This window comes from Endozoicomonas sp. SESOKO1 (assembly GCF_024606265.1).
Classification (GTDB): domain Bacteria; phylum Pseudomonadota; class Gammaproteobacteria; order Pseudomonadales; family Endozoicomonadaceae; genus Endozoicomonas.
Genome location: NZ_JAHHPP010000091.1, coordinates 33094 through 52140 on the forward strand (window position 1 = coordinate 33094; position 19047 = coordinate 52140).

Below are 19047 nucleotides of genomic sequence, written 5' to 3' on the forward strand. Positions count from 1 at the left end.
AGCTGTCAAAAAAATACAGGGTCCAGGGTTTGAATCAGGTTCAGAAGTCAGGGCATCAGTGCTCTTTTTTCGGAAAATATGGTCGTTGTAAAGAGGCGGCCGAGTCAGGAAGCCAGCTTTGCTTCTGGCATGATCCTGAAGCGGATAAAACCGGCGATGATGTAAAAACGAGGCTGGAAGAGAGGGCAGGGAAAGGGCTGCCCATGGAAGGTTTTATTCTGCGTAAGGCTAATCTGGATAACGTTAATCTGGTAAACCACGGCAGCGGCAAGCCCTATCAACTGGTTAACTGTGATTTGAGCAGGGCCAGCCTTTGTAATGGGCATTTTTATCGTGTGGATTTGTCGGGTTCACGACTGTTAAAGGCCAATCTTTCCAACGCCAATCTGCACAGGGCAAATCTTGATGGCTGTAACCTGCTGGGTGTGAATCTCAAGAACAGTCTGCTGGATCATGTGCAGTGGGGGGATAGGCTTTACCAGGAAAGAGAAGCAGCAGCCAATCCTGAAAATGCCATGGCTTTATTTGAAGAAGCGGAAGAGTCTGCCAGAAATATTCGCCGTCATTGCGAAAACCTTGGAATGATGAGGACTGCTGGCCATTTTTATTATCAGGAAAGAGTCTTCCATCGGCTGCAGATGCCAAAATACTCACGGCAACGTGTGTTTTCCTATCTGGTTGACAGGGTCAGTGGCTATGGAGAATCCCCACTTCGGGTGGTGCTTTTTTCCATGGCCTTGATTGTGTTCTGCTCTTTTATCTATCTGTTCACCGGCGTTCAGGGTGGTGATACGGTTGTCCGGTTCAGCCAGAATCAGGATCTGTTCCAGAATTTCCGGTATTGGCTTGATTGTCTTTATTTCAGCGTAGTGACGTTTACCACGCTTGGCTATGGTGACTTGACCCCGCTGGGGCTGTCCCGGATTGTTGCTGCCTGTGAAGCCTTCACCGGTAGCTTTTCCCTGGCGCTCTTCGTTGTCTTGTTTGTGAAAAAGATGATTCGCTAAGTGTGCTCAATTATATGTACTTAGTTGTTTGTTGCATAAGCTTCTGCTTCATCCGGATCACAGCTGATGGCAGCATGTGGCTGGCCCTGTAATAATTTTTTAAACTGTTCTCTCTGAATGTGCACCAGTTCCCGGTGATTACCTCCCTGGAAGTAAAGGTCCTGGACGGCATTGAGTTCATCATCCCAGCAGGTTTTCATACCATAAGCCAGGCCCATTGCCGGTACGGCTCCCATCTCGCAGTCCGGGAAAAGCTCCTCAAGGCTGTGTTCGCTGACCAGGTGAAGGTGACGATTCAGTTTTGTGTTTATCCAGCGCAGCATTAATTTGTTCATGGAGGGAACGATGGCCATTACGTAACCTTCCTCATCCTGAAGAACGATGGATTTAGCCATGTTTTTAACGGGAACGCAGGCTATATGGGCAGTGTTGAGTGCGCGGTCTGAATAAGGGTGACTAACCACTTCATAATCTACCCGGTTATGATTTAAAAAAGCCTGGAGTTTTGCAGCGATTGACATCAGACACTCTCTCAAAAAATCATTCAAAAAACATGCTCGTAAATATTGAACAGCTGTTTTATAAAGTTTATACGTAAACGGGTTGAAATAATGTTCAATATAAAATGGTTTTTAAGCTAAAAAAGTATGAATAACTTTTTTTTCATATCACCTTTTGCTTACCGATTTTGTATTGTGTATTGACTTACCTGTCTAACCGGCTATTACATAATAACTGCCTTTGATTGCTGCTTTTTTGCACTCTGCTCCCGGCACAGATATTCTTCAGCACTTTACAATTTATCCATTTATCACTGGCTTCAGATTAAGCCTGTGGGATTGAATTCATGAAAGCAATAATGAACAGGCTCCTGTCGGTGGGAGCGTTAACCTACCTGCCAACAACTGCGCTGGCTGGAGATAATGTGCTGGCGGCGACATCCAGCCCGCTGGCGTGGGCCTGTATTGCCATTTTTGTGATTGCCTATGGTCTGGTGATGGCCGAAGAGCAGCTTCATCTGCGTAAGTCCAAACCGGTTATTATGGCGGCGGGAATCATCTGGGCACTGATTGCTTTTATTGCTCTACAGAAGGGTGTTTCCCACGAAGAACTAAAACAAGCCGTCATGCATGATCTGGAAGAGTATGCGGCGATGTTCCTCTTTCTTCTGGTGGCCATGACCTACATTAATGCCATGGAAGACCGGCAGGTGTTTGCCACGTTACGCAGCTGGCTGATCAGCAAGGGTTTTAATTACCGGGGCCTCTTCTGGATAACGGGTACCATGGCATTTTTTATTTCCCCGGTGGCCGACAATCTTACCACGGCGCTGCTAATGGGCGCTGTGATCACGGCCGTGGGTGAAGGCAGGCCGACGTTTATTACCCTGTCCATGATCAATGTGGTGGTTGCTGCCAATGCCGGTGGTGCTTTCAGCCCCTTTGGTGATATCACCACTTTGATGGTGTGGCAGGCAGGTAAGGTGGAGTTCTTTAACTTTTTCAGCCTTTTTATACCGTCGGTGGTCAATTGGCTGGTACCGGCCATCATCATGAGCTTTTTTATTGAGCAAGGTCGTCCGGCCGGTGTGCAGGTTGATAGCACCATTCGTCGTGGAGGTATTACCATCTGCTTTCTTTTCCTGGTGACCATTGTCCTGGCTGTCAGTTTTGAAAAGGGTCTGGGTTTGCCGCCATTTATGGGTATGATGACCGGTCTTGCCCTGTTGATGTTCTGTACCTACATCCTGGGTATCCGGGGGCTGACCAGTAACCGAAGGTTGACTGCACGCCCACGGGCTAAAGATGAGAAAATAGATATATTCCAGGAAGTGGCCCATGCCGAATGGGATACACTGCTGTTCTTCTTTGGTGTTATCTTCTCGGTGGGTGGCCTGCGCTATCTCGGTTACCTCGATCTTGCCTCAGAAACGATGTATGCCGACCTTGGGGCAACGTGGACTAATATCATCGCCGGCCTGATCTCTGCCATTGTCGATAACATCCCAGTCATGTTTGCCATTCTCGGGATGGATCCTGAAATGAACACCTTCCAGTGGCTATTGATAACGCTGACGGCAGGTGTGGGTGGCAGCCTGTTATCCATAGGCTCGGCGGCTGGCGTTGCCTTGATGGGGGCCTCAAAAGGTAGCTACACCTTTATGACCCATCTCCGCTGGAGTTGGGCCATTGCCCTGGGGTTTGCTGCCAGTATCTGGGCTCACTTCCTGGTTAACGGCTGATCACTTGCCGTCAGTGCCTGAAGAAGAGCTGCCAGTTAAAAGTGGTAGGCCAGCTGAAGGGTTTGGAAATCGAGTCCTTCATTTTCGTCTTCCAGGTTGGCATTTGAATAGTGCATCCAACCATAGCTGACTTCAAATGGATTCCCCTCTCCCAGGGTCAGGCCAACCATGGCCCGGATTTCAAACTGCCAGCGGCCGCCCATATTGATTCCGGAAAAGTGTTGTTGTTCAATATCTTTCTCACTCTGATAGCTGACGCCCACACCAAGATCAAGAAACGGTGAGGTTTCACCCATTAACAGGCCATTGCCTGTGATGCGAAAAACAGGGCTAAGGCTGATCTGTTTGACACTGTCAGCCCCCATTCGATAGCTGTCTTCCATTGGGTTTAAAGTGCTTTTCCAATTGCCCAGAGCCAGTTCTGCGTAACTCTGTAACTTAAGTGATTCTGATGTCCACAGTGAGTCTGAAAGGTCCCAGGCAAGAGCCAGGCGATATTGATTGATATCAGCCTGTCGATCATTAAAGGGAGCTATAAACTGACCAAAAGCCAGCGTTATTCTATCGGGCTGCCAGTCAGCATGGGTGACCGTGGGCATCAGGGCAAGAACTGCAAGAGAAAATGCCTGTTTCATACCGAAGTCCTTTCTGGCTGTGTTGGCTTGAAATCAAGCAATACAGCTCAAATTAGTTATTTTTGTTTTTCATCAATATATTTCACGTGGCCTTATATGCCTACTTTTTTTTATAAAATGCTGGTCATTTGTCGTATTCTGGTTAGCAGGTGATCAATGACAGACGGAGGTGAGAAGGGCTGTTTTGCTGGATGTTGCCTTGTTATGGGTAGACATTAGCGACTTCTCCTGGTGCTAATGTCTACCCAGAGTGCTTCGGTTAGCCGTCCAGTTTCTGTTTCAGAATCTGGTTAACCATGCCGGGGTTGGCCTTGCCTTTGGAGGCCTTCATGCACTGACCCACAAAGAAGCCGATCATTTTTCCGCGCTTGTCTTCTTCTGCAGCACGGTAATTCTCAACCTGCAAGGCATTGCTGGCCAGCACTTCATCGATCATGGCTTCAATAGCGCCGGTATCGGTCACCTGCTTGAGTCCTTTTTTCTCGATCACTTCATCGGCCGTACTGCACTCACCCTGCCAGAGTACTTCAAAGACCTCTTTGGCGATTTTGCCGGAGATGGTGTTGTCTTTGATGCGCTGGATCAGGCCGCCGAGCATCTCGGCAGTCACCGGACTTTCGCTGATGGCCATGCTGTTCTGATTCAGGGATCTGGACAGTTCTCCCATAATCCAGTTGGCAGAGAGTTTGGCATCATCGCTGGCACGAACGGTGGCTTCAAAGTAGTTCGCCGTCGCCTGGTCAGCACAAAGCATTTCGGCATCGTAATCGCTCAGGCCAAAGTCAGCGATAAACCGCGCTTTTTTGGCATCTGGCATTTCAGGCATTTCAGCCTTCAGTTTTTCAAGACGATTGTCGTCAATGATAACCGGCAGCAGATCAGGGCAGGGGAAGTAACGGTAATCGTTCGCTTCTTCCTTGCTGCGCATGGAGCGGGCTTCGCCGGTATCACCGTTATAGAGACGGGTCTCCTGGATAACGGTTCCGCCATCTTCAATCAGGTCGATCTGGCGCTCTACCTCTTTGAGGATGGCAGCCTCCATAAACTTGAAGGAGTTCAGGTTTTTGGTTTCTGTGCGGGTGCCGAACTCTTTTTGTCCTTTAGGGCGAACGGAGACGTTGACATCAAACCGCATGGAACCCTGGGACATATCGCCATCGCAGATGCCCAGCGTAGTGACAATGGAGTGCAGCTTTTTGGCAAAGGCGACGGCTTCCTCTGCATTGCGGATATCCGGCTCGGTGACAATCTCAATCAGCGGTGTGCCAGCACGGTTCAGGTCAATCCCTGACATGCCATGCTCTCCATTAAAAGAACCTTCGTGAAGACTTTTGCCCGCATCTTCCTCAAGGTGAGCGTGGTGGATGCGAATGCTTTTAGTGGAGCCATCCGCCAATGTGATATCCACATGACCAGCGCCTACTATCGGCTTCTCCAGCTGGGTGGTTTGATAGCCTTTTGGCAGATCCGGGTAGAAGTAGTTTTTCCGCTCGAAAACATTCACCTTGTTTATTTCGGCATCGATGCCCAGGCCGAACTTGATGGCCATATTGATGGCCTCTTCGTTGACCACGGGAAGAACGCCGGGCAGGCCAAGGTCTACCGCACAGGCCTGGGTGTTGGGTGCGGCACCAAAAGCGGTGGATGCCCCGGAGAATATCTTGGTGTTAGTGGCGAGCTGGACGTGAATCTCCAGTCCGATAACGGTTTCCCATTGCATATTACTGTGTCCTATGCCTGTGCCGGAGATTGCTTATGCCAGTCGGTAGCCTGCTGGAAGCGGTGGCCAATATTCAGCAGACGGGCTTCATCAAAGTGCTGGCCAATGACCTGCAGGCCAACAGGGCGCTGGTTTGCCATGCCTGCCGGTATGGATAATCCGGGCAGGCCTGCCAGGTTAACCGACAGTGTATAGATATCCGAGAGGTACATGGCCACCGGATCATTGCTCATGGAGCCAATATCGAAGGCGGATGTCGGGGCGTTAGGACCCATGATCACATCACACTCTTTGAAGGCATTGAGGAAGTCGTCACGGATCAGGCGGCGAATCTGCTGGGCCTTGCGGTAATAGGCGTCGTAGTAACCAGCCGAGAGGGCGTAGGTACCCACAATAATACGACGTTTGACTTCTTCACCAAAACCCTCACTGCGGCTGCGCATGTAGAGATCCATCAAGTCTTTTGGATCTTCGCAGCGATAGCCGAAACGAACACCGTCAAAGCGGGACAGGTTGGAAGACGCTTCCGCCGGGGCAATGACGTAGTAGGCAGGAATGCACAGCTCGGCATTGGGCAGGCTGACTTCCTTAACGTTTGCACCGAGCTTTTCATATTCTGTAATGGCATTGCGAACCTGCTGCTCCACTTCACTGTCCAGTCCGGCGGTGAAGTACTCTTTTGGCAACCCAATGGTCAGGCCTTCCAGGGAGTCATTCAGTGTTGCCGTGTAGTCCGGTACTTCACGGTCAAGACAGGTGGAGTCGCAGTTATCAAAGCCTGCCATGGTGTTCAGCATAATGGCGGCATCTTCAGCAGAACGGGTCATCGGGCCAGCCTGATCAAGGCTTGATGCGTAGGCCACCATGCCCCAGCGGGAGACCCGGCCATAGGTCGGCTTGAGTCCGGTAATGCCACAGTGTGAGGCAGGCTGGCGAATGGACCCGCCGGTATCCGTGCCGGTAGCGCCAGAGGCCAGCTGGGCGGCTACAGCTGCCGCTGAACCGCCGGAGGAGCCGCCGGGGATAGCGGATTTGTCCCATGGGTTTTTGACCGGGCCATAATGGCTGTTTTCATTGGAAGAGCCCATGGCAAACTCATCCATATTGGTTTTGCCCAGCATGACGGCACCCGCATCCCTGAATTTGCCGGTGACGGTGGACTCATAGGGCGCAATAAAGTTGTCCAGCATTTTTGAACCGCAGGAGGTTTTCACGCCTTCTGTGCAGAACAGGTCTTTATGGGCAATGGGAATTCCGGTCATGGTGTTGGCATTACCTGCCGATCGACGTTTATCCGCTGCTTCTGCCTGTTCCAGGGCTAACGCTTCAGTCACCGTAATAAAGCTGTTAATGTCGCCATCGAATTGCCTGATTCGGTCAAGGTAGGTTTGTGTCAACTCGACACTGGATATTTCGCCACTGGCTAATGCCCGGCTTTGTTCTGCAATGGTTTTATCGTACATGGGATTCGGTCGGTTGGAAGTTGTAATGTATAGAAGAGGCTCCGCTTCTACCGGACTCAGCGCAGTTCCTGTGAAAATAATGCCACTTCGGTTTTTCTGTCATGATCACGGCTGCCCTGTTGTCTGACGTGTTACTCGATAACACGGGGAACCAGGAACAGGCCTTCTTCAACGGCAGGTGCGCAGCTCTGTAATTGCTCCCGCTGGTTTTCTTCGGTGACTTCGTCAGGGCGCAGGCGCTGGATGGCGTCCAGAGGGTGTGCCAGGGGTTCCACGCCCTGTGTATCAACGGCCTGCATCCGATCGACCAGTTCCAGTATGCTGCTGATAGTGGCAGCGGTTGCTTCCACGGCATCGTCGTCAATGGACAGACGAGCAAGTTTAGCAACCTTTTTGACTCCAGAGGCGTCGATGGCCATTGGCAGGGGTTCTCCATAAATAACAATGAAAATGACGGACTTATTCCGGAAGGGGACATTTTCGCAGTAAAATAAATAAGACCCTAATGTATGGGCTGGCCACATATTTCTCAAGAGGTTATAGGGTGATCTACGGGATGTTTCCCTGAAACATCTCTACAGGAATGGTAAATGGAGTGCTGGTTGGTGTAAAAGTAGAGTATTGAAGTTTCAAAAACACATGGACAGTCACCCGGGTTTTCGGTAAATACCAGTAAAAAAGCCGCTGTTTGAATACTTTTCCTGAGGTAAATAATTCAGGCACAGTTCCCACAGTACACAATTGCTGCTTGCCCTCAGGAGGCAGCATTGTTAGAGTTTCTGGAATTACCCAAGCCTTGAATCAAGGTACACCATAACATGCTGAAAAGGTTACGTGGCCTGTTTTCCAGCGATCTATCGATCGACCTTGGAACAGCCAACACACTGGTCTATGTCCGCGAAAAGGGCATAGTGTTAAATGAACCCTCTGTGGTTGCTATCCGCAATCTCGGTACCCAGAAGAGCGTAGTGGCTGTTGGTGCCGATGCCAAGCGGATGCTGGGCCGAACCCCCGGCAATATCACCGCCATCCGTCCAATGAAGGATGGTGTGATAGCAGACTTTGATGTCTGCGAGCGTATGCTGCAGCACTTTATTAACAAAGTGCATGAGAACAGTTTTATTCAGCCCAGCCCTCGTGTGCTGGTCTGCGTGCCCTGCAAATCAACCAAAGTCGAAAAGCGGGCGATCCGTGAATCGGTCCTCGGTGCTGGTGCCCGGGAAGTGTATTTGATCGAAGAGCCCATGGCGGCCGCTATTGGTGCCGGCCTTCCGGTTGAAGAAGCCAGTGGCTCCATGGTGGTGGATATCGGTGGTGGTACCACGGAGATTGCCATTATTTCCCTCAGTGGTGTTGTCTACTCTGAGTCTGTGCGTATCGGCGGTGACCGTTTTGATGATGCGATTGTGACTTATGTGCGACGCAACTACGGCAGCCTGATTGGTGATGCAACTGCTGAGCGTATCAAGCAGGAAATTGCCATCGCCTACCCCAGTGATGAACTGCTGGAAATTGATGTGCGCGGGCGCAACCTGGCGGAAGGTATCCCACGGAGCTTTACCCTGAACAGTGGTGAGATTCTGGAAGCGCTCCAGGAGTCGCTGACGGCGATTGTCCAGGCTGTCAAAAGTGCCCTGGAACAATCTCCGCCAGAACTGGCTTCTGATATTGCCGAGCGTGGCCTGGTGCTGACCGGCGGCGGCGCATTGCTGCGGGATCTGGATAAACTGATCAGTGAAGAAACCGGCCTGCCGGTTCTGGTCGCTGAAGATCCGCTCACCTGTGTGGCCCGTGGCGGCGGCAGGGCAATCGAGATGATGGATAAGCACCGTATGGATCTATTATCCACGGATTAACGGCTCTGTTAATCAAGCGGCTGTTTTGGCATATGATCAGCAATATTTCCTCAGGAGGTATTGCTGATTTGCTATTTTGGTCTGCCGTTTTCAAGGCAATTAAGTTCCGAGGCCTGGTAAGGAGCAGGTTATTAAACCGATTTTCAGTCAGCGCCAGTCATTGGTCACACGTTTTGTTTTGCTGATCATCCTGTCATTGGCGATTTTGTATTTTGATCATAGTTATCGTGCCCTGTCACAGGTGCGCCAGTGGCTCACCGTTGCTGCTACGCCTGTTCTGTTTCTTGCTGATCTGCCCGGGCGTATCTGGGGAACTGCTTCACAGGTGGTGATGTCCCATAACGACTTGCTTCAGGAAAACGCCCGTTTCAAAGCGCGAAACCTTATTCTTGAACAGAAAGTTCAAAAGCTTGCTTCACTAACCGCCCAGAATATCCGCCTGCGGGAGTTGCTGAACTCTTCTGAACTGGTGGATGAGCAAGTGCTGGTTGCAGAGGTGGCTGGCGTTGATCCTGATCCTTTCCGGCACCGGGTGATCATTAATAAGGGAGCCATTGATAAGGTCTACCAGGGGCAGGCCATTCTCGATGCTCATGGTGTGATGGGCCAGGTCATTGAAGTCAGTCCGGTCAGCAGCCGGGTGTTGATGCTGACCGATATGGCGGCACGAATTCCTGTACAAAATCATCGAACCAAATATCGTACTATTGCTGCAGGGACCGGTCGTCCGGATCGCCTTGAGCTGCTGCATATTCCTGTTACTGAAGATTTTCAGGAGGGGGATCTGCTGACCAGTTCGGGCCTTGGGGGAACCTATCCTGAAGGGTACCCGGTGGGGGTGGTTACCGGGGTTATCCATAATCCTGGCGATGCCTTTGCCTCTATTGAAGTTCAGCCGCTTGCTGAAGTGAACAGAAGTCGTGTGGTGCTTCTGGTTTTTCGGGAAGTTACCGACCTGATTGAGCCGACTGATGTTTTAGAGCCAGGTGCTTCAGAGACAGGGGCGGAGAAGAAAACAAATGAGGTACAGCAGTAATGGTTCAGCAGGCTAATGCCCACTGGGTGGTGTGGATGACCCTGCTGGTGGGGGCAATGTTCAGTATTATGCCATTGCCTGAGTGGTTATCACTGGTTCGCCCGGCATGGGTTCCGCTGGTGGTTATCTACTGGGTGCTGGCATTGCCGGAACGCTTTGGTCTGTTGTTCGCCTTTATCACTGGTTTGCTGCTGGATGTTTTTCAGGGAAGTCTGTTTGGTCTGAACTCCCTGGGTATGGTGGTGGTCGCATTTATTGTACTCAGCCTTCATCGACGGCTCCGGTTATTTCCTGTCTGGCAACAGGCCTTCATGGTATTCCTGATGATTGGTTTTTATCAGCTGTTGCTGCTCTGGGTTCGCAGCGCTGCAGGGGACTCGATTCCCTCAGTCTGGTATCTGCTACCGTCAATATCCAGTGCGCTTGTCTGGCCCTGGGTTATGTCCGGGCTGCGGTTTCTGAGGCGCTATTTTCGGGTGGTCTAGGAGCCTGTCCGAGAATAGACTGCCATGCACCAGGATCTCTGTGTTTTTTCTCATCTTCAGCAGTTTTTTATCCGCCTGCGAGCACTGCATTCAGCATCAGCCCTGGCCATCTGGTATTAAGGGCTTGAGCCGCTTTTTTGTCTTTTGTCAGAAGTTCGAAAAAAGAAGAGTGGTTTGAGAATAACAAACGGGCAGATTACCATCGGTAAAGGCAGTTATGGTTCAAAAAAGGTTGAATATGATCTATCTGGCATCACAGTCCCCGCGTCGGGCAGAGCTGTTACAGCAAATCGGTGTTTCTTTTAATAAACTGGCCTGTGAAATTGATGAAACCCCTGTTCCCGGTGAGGCTCCTTCTGAGTATGTGCTGCGCATGGCCCGGGAAAAGGCAACGGCAGGCTGGCAGGAATTACTGACCCGGGATTCTCCCAAAATGCCTTTGCTGGCTGCTGACACGACAGTTGTCTGCAATAGTCAGATTCTTGGCAAGCCACAGGATTCAAACGATGCCCGTCGTATGCTTGGCATGTTGTCCGCAAGGACTCATCAGGTGATGACCGCTGTCGCGGTAACCGATGGCAGGCAGCTCCAATCTGAGTTGTCAGTCACGGAGGTGGTGTTTAATGACCTTTCTGATCAGTTGATTGAAGAATATATTGCATCCGGGGAGCCGGTAGATAAAGCCGGTGCCTACGGAATTCAGGGTTATGGTGCTGTTTTGGTGGCGGGTATCTCTGGCAGCTATTCTGGCGTTGTCGGGTTGCCGCTTATGGAGACTGCGCGACTTCTGTCACATTTTAATGTGCCATTCTGGAAAACGTGCTGATCTGTGGCATAACTTCGAATAAGGTGCCATATCCAACACCATGGAATTGCAGCAGGAATGGAACGGTTTTTGGTATAAAGTTTGTCAGGAAGCAAAAACCGGATGCAAATTGCTGGTATGATCAAAGGATTTACCGGGTTTCCAGCAGTGCGTTAGCGCATCTAAAGGATTGGCGGGAAGTGTATTGACCTGTGGTGCCTGAGTCCTGAAACTCATCGGCAGTATAAGAGGCATCACAGGTCAATGCATTAAAGGAATTGAGGGACTGGGATGAGTGAAGAAATTCTCATGAATATCACGCCCATGGAATCACGGGTGGCTCTGGTTGAAAATGGGGTGCTCCAGGAGATCTATGTAGAACGTGCTCGAAGTCGCGGGATTGTCGGCAATATTTATAAAGGAAAAGTGGTCCGTGTCCTGCCGGGAATGCAGGCCGCCTTTGTTGATATTGGCCTTGAGCGGGCGGCGTTTATTCATGCCAGTGAAATTGCGCCACGGCAGGAGAGCCGCCATGAAAAAAACGAAGAGACCCAGGAGCGTCCCATTTATGAGCTGGTGCATGAAGGCCAGTCCCTGGTTGTCCAGGTAACGAAAGATCCACTGGGTACCAAAGGTGCCCGGCTGACGACCCATATCTCCATTCCGGCCCGCTACCTGGTCCACATGCCAAAAAACAACCACGTCGGTATTTCGCTTCGTATCGAAGATGTTGAGGAACGGGAACGTCTGCGGCAATTGGTTGAGTCTTGCCTGGGGGGGGATTCTTCTGGAGGTGCCGGAGCCGGTGGGTTTATTCTCAGAACGGCTGCAGAAGGGATTGGAGAGGATGAGGTGCGTGCGGATATTCTGTTTCTGCGCAGGCTATGGGAAACCATTGAAGAAAATATCAAGGAGAGTAAGGCGCCTGCCAATGTCTATGAAGACTTGCCGCTGCATTTGAGAACCATGCGGGACCTGGTCAATCCCAATATTGAAAAGATCCGCATTGACTCCCGGGAAACTTTTGAAAAAGTGTCCAAGTTCGTCAAGAAGCTGGTGCCTGAGATTGATGGCCGCGTGGAATATTACCCCGGCGAACGCCCGATTTTTGATCTGTTTGGAGTTGAGGATGAGATCAACAAGGCCCTTAGCCGTAAAGTTCAACTTAAGTCCGGTGGCTATCTGATTATTGATCAGACTGAAGCCATGACGACCATCGATGTCAACACCGGTGCATTTGTTGGTCATCGTAATCTTGAAGAGACTATCTTTAAAACCAACCTCGAAGCAGCCGTTGCCATCGCCCGCCAGCTCCGTTTACGGAACCTGGGGGGGATAATCATTATTGACTTTATTGATATGGAAGATCCCGAGCATCAGCGGCAGGTTCAGCGTGCTTTTGAAAAGGCGATGGAGCAGGATCATGCCAAGACCAATTTTACCGGTGTCAGTGAACTGGGCCTGGTAGAGATGACCCGCAAGCGAACCCGTGAGTCACTGGAGAATGTTCTGTGTGAACCCTGCCCAACCTGTGAAGGCCGAGGCTCGCTGAAAACGGCAGAGACGGTATGTTATGAGATTTTCCGGGAAATCCTCCGGGCTGTCCGGGCATATGATGGCGACAGTTACATGGTGCTGGCATCTGAGTCAGTGATAGATCGCCTGCTGGATGAGGAGTCCAATAATGTTGCCGATCTTGAAGAGTTTATCCAGAAGCCTATTCGTTTCCAGGTAGAGCCTATCTATACCCAGGAGCAGTTTGATGTGGTTCTGGTGTAACGAACGCTTCCCGTTGCCCGTTGCCCGTTGCCCGAAAAGCCCTGTCGCTTCTCAGGGAGTGTTTAACGGGAGCGGGTAGTCTCTTTTTGGCATTTCGTTCTGTCTGGTCTGGATTGATATTTTGTTAATTGTCACTTTTGTCATGGGGCAGGCTCAGCAGCCCAATTGTCGGTCAGGTTGGGAGCACGGTATTTGAAGCGGATGGTAAACGGCCTCAATCGGAGTACTCCGTGTGATCAGGCGGCAGACGGTGCTGGTGGTGAAAAAGTACCATCTGCCGTTTCCTGTCTGTTTGGCAGTTTGATGAAATGGAGCTGGCGGCTTCTGCTGGCCGGGTTAACCATTCTGGTCATCCTGTTGGGATTCGCACGACTGATGTTCACTGCTTTACCGGTTCTGCAGCCTGAACTTTCACGTTTTCTCAGCGACCGTTTAGATGCTGACCTGGAAATTGAGTCCATGTCTGCCAAATGGAATGATGGCGAGCCATGGTTATCAATGCGGGGGTTGACGCTTCAGGGAAAAGATTCAGATGTGACCGGGTTCAGTATTGCCCGGCTGGATATGGAACTGAGCCTGAGGGAGTCACTATTACACTGGACGCCAGTATTTTCTTCACTGGAGATCAGGGGCGTTAATGTTGACCTGGTTCAGGGGGATGGTGCCCGGTGGGCGCTGTCCGGTATTGAGCAAGTTGCCGGGTCATCATTGCAAACGCCCGAATATCGCAAGGGTTCTGCACTGGAGTGGCTTGCCCTGCAGGAGATGGTCGATATCAGTAACATCCGCCTGAATATGCGCAAGGCCAATGGTGAAAGCAGCAATATTACCGGCCAGTATTTGACAGTATTGACGGATGGTGACCAGAAAGACCTGTCAGCCCGCCTTGAGGCAGGTACGGGTTATCTCGAAATCGGTGGTTCCGGAATAGTCAGTCATGGTCAGTTTTCCCGGTGGCAGGGAGTGGCCGTCGCCAGAGATCTTAATGCGGAACAACTCTGTGCCCTGTGGTCCGGCTGTCATGATGATGTGCTGGCAGCACAGATACAGCTGGAAACCCGATGGCGTTATGACCGTGGTTTCTGGCAGGTGCAGGGAGAGGTCGCTTCTCCTGATGTAACGTATCTGGATAACTCTGGAGCAATGAACCATCTTTCCGGGCAGACCCGTTTATTTATGCAGGGCGTGTTGCCCCAGGCGCCTTTACAGAACAGTGAGTCCCGCTGGCAGATCTGGCTGGATGAACTTATGCTGGAAAACCGCCTGCATAACGGTACGGTTTATCAATGGGAAAACAGCTGGTATCTGACCGGTGGCCGTGATGAAAGCCGTACCGAAGAATATACGGTAACGGTGGCTAGTGAAAACCTGGATCTGGATCTGCTCAAACGGTGGCTACTGGATACGGATACGCTCCCGGAATCCGCCGCTGATCTGGTCAATACCCTGAACCCTACAGGACAGTTGAATGACCTGGCCTTCCGTTTTTATCCATCGCGCAAACCGTTTGATTTCGACTTGAGTGCCCGGCTTGACAATGTTTCTGTGGATGCCTGGCAGGGGGCTCCTTCAGGTGGCAATGTCAGTGGTCAGTTAAGGATGAACCTTCTGCAGGGCTATCTTGATCTGGACACCCGTAATTTCCAGTTGGGTTTTCCCAAACTGTTCCGGGAGACCTGGACGTTTGATACGGCCAGGGCACGCCTTTACTGGGATGTTATCGATGACTTTTATATTTTGAAGTCGGACGACCTTGCCCTGGTTGGGCCAGAAGGTGACCTGAAAGGCAAGTTGAGGCTCGATATCCCGTTAACATGGGATGAAGGTGATACCCTTGATATGGCATTGACGGTCGGGATGAGTAATGGTGATGCCAGTTATACGGGTAAGTACCTTCCAGCCTTTATGCCGATGGACAGCGACCTGGTTCACTGGCTGGATACCGCCATTCAAAAAGCGGATATCTCGGGGGGTGGGTTTATTTATAACGGTGCTCTTGTTGGTAGTGAAGAGGGAGACATCGGTCCCCGGGACTCCCGCTGGGGACTGTTTTTTGATATCGATAATGGAGTGCTGGACTATGCGCCTGACTGGCCTGAAATTACCGGCCTGGCCGGGCAGGTTTATGTCAACGATGACCGGGTGGAAGTACTTGGCCAGCGCGGTGAATCAGCGGGTGGCAAGCTGGATAATATTGTCGCACGGGTGCCGCTGGAAGGGGAATCGATACTCAGGATCAGTAGTCACCTGAATGCCAATGGCGAGACTCTGAAACATTTTCTTACCCGGACACCCATTAATGACTGGATGAAGGGTGAAGCAAGGCAATGGACGTTACAGGGACAGCTTGATGCCGGACTTGATTTGACGCTTCCTCTTGATGACCTTGACCATTCTGAAGTGGATATCCGTGGGGCTGTGAACTCGTTTACGTTTGCGATTCCCGGGGTGGGGGTTGAAGCAAAAAAGCTTGCGGGTGATCTCTCCTACAGCACTGACCGGGGGCTTAGTGCACAACAGTTATCTGGCCAGCTGTTTGGTCAGCCAGCTCAATTCCAAATACGTTCAACGGTGCAGAATCAACAACCCGTTTCCACCAATATTGATTGGTCAGGCAGCATCTCTGTGTCTTCACTTCAGGACTGGCTGAAGCTGGACTGGCTCAGCTTACTGGAGGGCGAAACGGATTATCGCGCCAGTTTATCCCTGGGGGGGGCAGACAATAACACTGAACTCAGGGTTGACAGCGAACTGCTTGGCGTTGACGTTGAGCTGCCAGCGCCGGTGGGCAAAACAGCGGATACACCGCTCCCCCTGGCGCTTTCCCTGACGGAAAAAGAAGGTCACCAGCTGCTGAGTGTCACGCTGGCGACACTGGGGCGGCTGGACATGAGAATGACGCCAGCGTTTTCCCCGGAGTCTGCCCTGATTACCCTGGGAAGCGATGCTCTCCTACCTGGTTCATTGTCTCCTGCATGGCCTTCAGGGAATCAGTTTATCGTGACCGGTAGCTTACCGGAGCTGGATCTTGGTCTCTGGAAGGCGCGCTTTGAAGGACAGCCCGGTAAGCCTGATGAACAGCAACTGGCCTCACGCATCGAGCTTGACAAGGTTCGCCTTGGTTCTCTGAAGTATGGGGACTATCTCTGGCCGGATATCGCTGTTTCTCTTCAGCAGGCTGTTCAAAAGCAGGGTGCTCAGTCTGACAGGACAGGAATGAAGCTGGCCGTTGATGGCTCGACACTGAAAGGTAATTTGTGGGTTCCTGAACAACGAACAACACCATGGAAACTGAATATTGACCGGGTATATCTGCCAGAGCCTGTTTATGAAGCTTTTTCTGAAGCGTCTGCCGGAAAAAGTCCCTTGGCAGCTGAAGACAGCCTGGCAAACATTAATCCAGCAACGTTGCCCAATCTCGATGTGAACATCAACCATATTCAGCTTGGCAACCGAACACCAGCGAGTATAGGCTTTACACTTCGTCATGCGCCCAACGGCGTCAAAATCGATAATATTACCGGTGAACTGTCGGGTATGTCGTTGAATGGCCTGGCAGACTGGGTGCAGATGGAAGGAGAACAGCGTAGCTGGGTTCAGGGAGGACTTAAGGGGACCGGTATCCGGGAGTTGCAGAAAGCCCTGGGTTTTTCCGGTTTTCTTGGCGCCGAGGAAAGCCATATCAATGCCAGCCTCAACTGGGATGGATCCCCTGTCGCAGGCTCGATGGCAATCATGAAAGGCCGGGTTGATTTGCTGTTGAAAAATGGGCGGTTGCATAAAGTCGATAATGGTTCGTCGGAAGCGCTCAGGTTATTTGGTGTTTTTAATACTGAGGCGCTGGCGAGAAGGATGAAACTGGACTTTTCAGATCTGTACTCATCCGGTATCAGCTTCGATCAAATCAAGGGCAGCCTGAATTTTAACAGTGGACTGATTACGTTCAATTCACCCATGGAGATCGAAGGGCCGTCTTCTGACTTTAAACTGGATGGCTCTATCGATACCAACACCGAACAGCTGGACCTGAGTCTGGTGGTTACCCTGCCAGTGTCATCCAATCTGCCGATTCTCAGCGTGCTGCTGGGAACGGCTCCCCAGGTGGCAGGTATCATTTATATTGCGGATAAGCTGGTGGGCAAACAGGTGGATCAGCTGGCCAGCATTCGTTACCGGATTCATGGCTCCTTTGATGATCCTGAAATGACCCTGGACAGGCTGTTCTCGAATAAGCCGAAAAAATAACCTGACTGAAATCATCCTCCTGGTTCATTCTCGGCCTGAATGTACTCTGAACCTTTGCGATAAAAGCTTTTAGCGGATCTATCGGTAAGCTTCCTCCGTCACACGGGAAGCCTTCTCTACTAAACGTTTACTGAGGTTCTCCAGATTTTTCATAGCCCTGGCATTCCCCAGCCTGGCCGCCTTACGGTACCAGCGCTCCGCTTCACGCAGATCTGCCTCAAAGTCCTCGCCACCAAGTTCATACAGGGTGCCCAGTTCGTTCATGGCTGAAGCATTACCCAGTTCAGCAGCCTTGAGCAACCAGGGCTTCGCCTGGGGAAGATCTATCGGAAAGCCCTCGTCGCCATACAGATAAAGGCAACCCAGGTTGTTCATGGCTGAATCATTCCCCAGCTCAGCCGCCTTCAGGTACCATCGCTCTGCTTCATGCAGATCTACACCAAAGCCCTCGCCAGCATAGTGATAAAGGTAGCCCAGGTGGTACATGGCTGAAGCTATACTGGCTGAATCTTCCCCCAGCTCGACCGCCTTGAGCAGCCAGATTTTCGCCTGGTGCAGATCTGCCGGAAAGCTCTCGCCACCATGCAAATACAGGTGGCCCAGGTGGAGCATGGCTGGAGCATATTCCAGCTCAATCGCCTTGAGCCACCAGTATTTCGACTGGTGCAGATCTTCCGGAAAGGCCTTGTTACCTTCGAAATACAGGCAACCCAGGTTGAACATGGCTGCTGCATCCCCCAGCCCAGCCGCTTTGAACAACAGGAACTTCCCCTGATCCGGATCTGCCGGTAAGCCCTCGCCACCATCCAGATACAGCAGGCCCAGGTTGCCCATGGCGGCGGCATCCCCCAGCCCAGCCGCCTCCAGGTACCATCGCTCCTCTTTGCGCAGATCTACCGTAAAGTCCTTGCCACCTTGACCATACAGGTGGCCCAGGTTATTCATGGCGCAGGTATCCCCCAGTTCAGCCGCCTTCAGGTACCAGCTTTCGGCTTTGTGCAGATCTGCTGGAAAGCCCTCACCACCGTCTTCATACATGATGCCCAGGCCGCACATGGCGGAAGCATCCCCCAGCTCAGCTGCCTTAAGGTACCATCGCTCCGCTTTGCGCAGATCTATCCCAAAGCCCTTGCCACCATGCTGATACAGGTGGCCCAGGTTCCGCATGGCTGTAACATACCCCAGCTCAGCCGCCTTCAGGTACCAGTACTTTGCTTTGCGCAGATTTACCGGGATGCCCCCGTCACCGTGATCGAAGATCGCCCCCAGGTTGTTCAGACCGATCGGGTCAGATCCTCCCCTTCTGGCCAGCAGCAGGGCAACATCGAGGTGCTTATTGATAGAGGCCCAGGCCAGGGGGGTTTTTCCTGCAGTCCGGCCCGCATCCACGATCGCCCCCCGTTGCAGCAGGGCGCGGATGATCTGGATATCACCCTCCTTTGCCGCGTTGACCATCTGACGCCGCCAGCCCCGGGGCAGGGGCATGTTTTTCACCACTATATCTTTAATGACTCTCCGCCCGTAGGGGCACTTCAGATCGTTTTTTGTCCAGCGGACAAGGCACTTATAGTGGAACTTATGCCTGCAGGGCCTGGCAATAGCGACGTGCCTGCCCGCAAATTTCGTACGTTCAGATGGGTAGAGGTCATCATGGCAGATCGGGCAGATTGGGGACTCGGCGGGTACGGCAACTGCGGCACTGGAGGGAATGCTGTTCATGCCAGGTCTCTCCTCAACTCAGCCGCCCTGAGCAACAGGCGTTTTCCCTTGTACC

General features: G+C 51.6%; 14 protein-coding genes. 8 read left to right on the forward strand and 6 right to left on the reverse strand.

Going from position 1 to position 19047, the window contains the following annotated elements:
* Positions 1-29 precede the first annotated feature (29 nt).
* A complete protein-coding gene (locus KDK13_RS04975) occupies positions 30-1007 on the forward strand; it encodes a pentapeptide repeat-containing protein (RefSeq protein WP_257283836.1) in 978 nt (325 codons plus the stop codon).
* A 20-nt stretch (positions 1008-1027) separates the two neighbouring features.
* Here the strand turns inward: KDK13_RS04975 and KDK13_RS04980 are convergent, their stop codons facing one another.
* Positions 1028-1528, reverse strand: coding sequence for an aminoacyl-tRNA deacylase (locus tag KDK13_RS04980; RefSeq protein ID WP_257283837.1), 501 nt, complete (start codon positions 1526-1528; stop codon positions 1028-1030).
* Between the two features lie 326 nt (positions 1529-1854).
* On the opposite strand from KDK13_RS04980, the gene nhaD reads away from it, so the two are divergent.
* Positions 1855-3249, forward strand: coding sequence for a sodium:proton antiporter NhaD (gene nhaD, locus KDK13_RS04985; RefSeq protein ID WP_257283838.1), 1395 nt, complete (start codon positions 1855-1857; stop codon positions 3247-3249).
* Positions 3250-3284: 35 nt separating this feature from the next.
* Here the strand turns inward: nhaD and KDK13_RS04990 are convergent, their stop codons facing one another.
* From KDK13_RS04990 to gatC, 4 genes are all read right to left on the reverse strand, one after another.
* Positions 3285-3884, reverse strand: a complete 600-nt coding sequence (locus KDK13_RS04990; RefSeq protein ID WP_257283839.1) for an acyloxyacyl hydrolase — start codon at positions 3882-3884, stop codon at positions 3285-3287.
* A gap of 259 nt (positions 3885-4143) precedes the next feature.
* On the reverse strand, positions 4144-5604 hold the full coding sequence (gene gatB / locus KDK13_RS04995; RefSeq protein ID WP_257283840.1) for an Asp-tRNA(Asn)/Glu-tRNA(Gln) amidotransferase subunit GatB: 1461 nt from the start codon (positions 5602-5604) through the stop codon (positions 4144-4146).
* A gap of 11 nt (positions 5605-5615) precedes the next feature.
* Positions 5616-7067, reverse strand: coding sequence for an Asp-tRNA(Asn)/Glu-tRNA(Gln) amidotransferase subunit GatA (gene gatA, locus KDK13_RS05000; RefSeq protein ID WP_257283841.1), 1452 nt, complete (start codon positions 7065-7067; stop codon positions 5616-5618).
* Positions 7068-7198: 131 nt separating this feature from the next.
* On the reverse strand, positions 7199-7486 hold the full coding sequence (gene gatC / locus KDK13_RS05005) for an Asp-tRNA(Asn)/Glu-tRNA(Gln) amidotransferase subunit GatC (RefSeq protein ID WP_257283842.1): 288 nt from the start codon (positions 7484-7486) through the stop codon (positions 7199-7201).
* Between the two features lie 399 nt (positions 7487-7885).
* On the opposite strand from gatC, the gene KDK13_RS05010 reads away from it, so the two are divergent.
* The 6 genes from KDK13_RS05010 to KDK13_RS05035 all read left to right on the forward strand — a co-directional run bounded on the left by KDK13_RS05010 (position 7886) and on the right by KDK13_RS05035 (position 17273).
* A complete protein-coding gene (locus KDK13_RS05010; RefSeq protein WP_020585121.1) occupies positions 7886-8923 on the forward strand; it encodes a rod shape-determining protein in 1038 nt (345 codons plus the stop codon).
* Between the two features lie 139 nt (positions 8924-9062).
* Positions 9063-9959 (forward strand): rod shape-determining protein MreC, encoded by an 897-nt coding sequence (mreC, locus tag KDK13_RS05015; RefSeq protein ID WP_257283851.1) that lies wholly within the window; start codon positions 9063-9065, stop codon positions 9957-9959.
* On the forward strand, positions 9959-10444 hold the full coding sequence (gene mreD / locus KDK13_RS05020) for a rod shape-determining protein MreD (RefSeq protein WP_257283844.1): 486 nt from the start codon (positions 9959-9961) through the stop codon (positions 10442-10444). The genes mreC and mreD overlap by 1 nt, the downstream gene beginning before the upstream one ends.
* A 238-nt stretch (positions 10445-10682) precedes the next feature.
* Positions 10683-11270, forward strand: a complete 588-nt coding sequence (locus tag KDK13_RS05025; protein WP_306671001.1) for a nucleoside triphosphate pyrophosphatase — start codon at positions 10683-10685, stop codon at positions 11268-11270.
* Between the two features lie 270 nt (positions 11271-11540).
* Complete coding sequence (gene rng, locus KDK13_RS05030) at positions 11541-13028, forward strand: ribonuclease G (RefSeq protein ID WP_257283845.1); 1488 nt, start codon at positions 11541-11543, stop codon at positions 13026-13028.
* A 201-nt stretch (positions 13029-13229) separates the two neighbouring features.
* On the forward strand, positions 13230-17273 hold the full coding sequence (locus tag KDK13_RS05035; protein WP_257283846.1) for a YhdP family protein: 4044 nt from the start codon (positions 13230-13232) through the stop codon (positions 17271-17273).
* A 78-nt stretch (positions 17274-17351) separates the two neighbouring features.
* Here KDK13_RS05035 and KDK13_RS05040 read toward each other — a convergent pair whose 3' ends face one another.
* On the reverse strand, positions 17352-18992 hold the full coding sequence (locus KDK13_RS05040) for an RING finger domain-containing protein (protein ID WP_257283847.1): 1641 nt from the start codon (positions 18990-18992) through the stop codon (positions 17352-17354).
* Positions 18993-19047 lie beyond the last annotated feature (55 nt).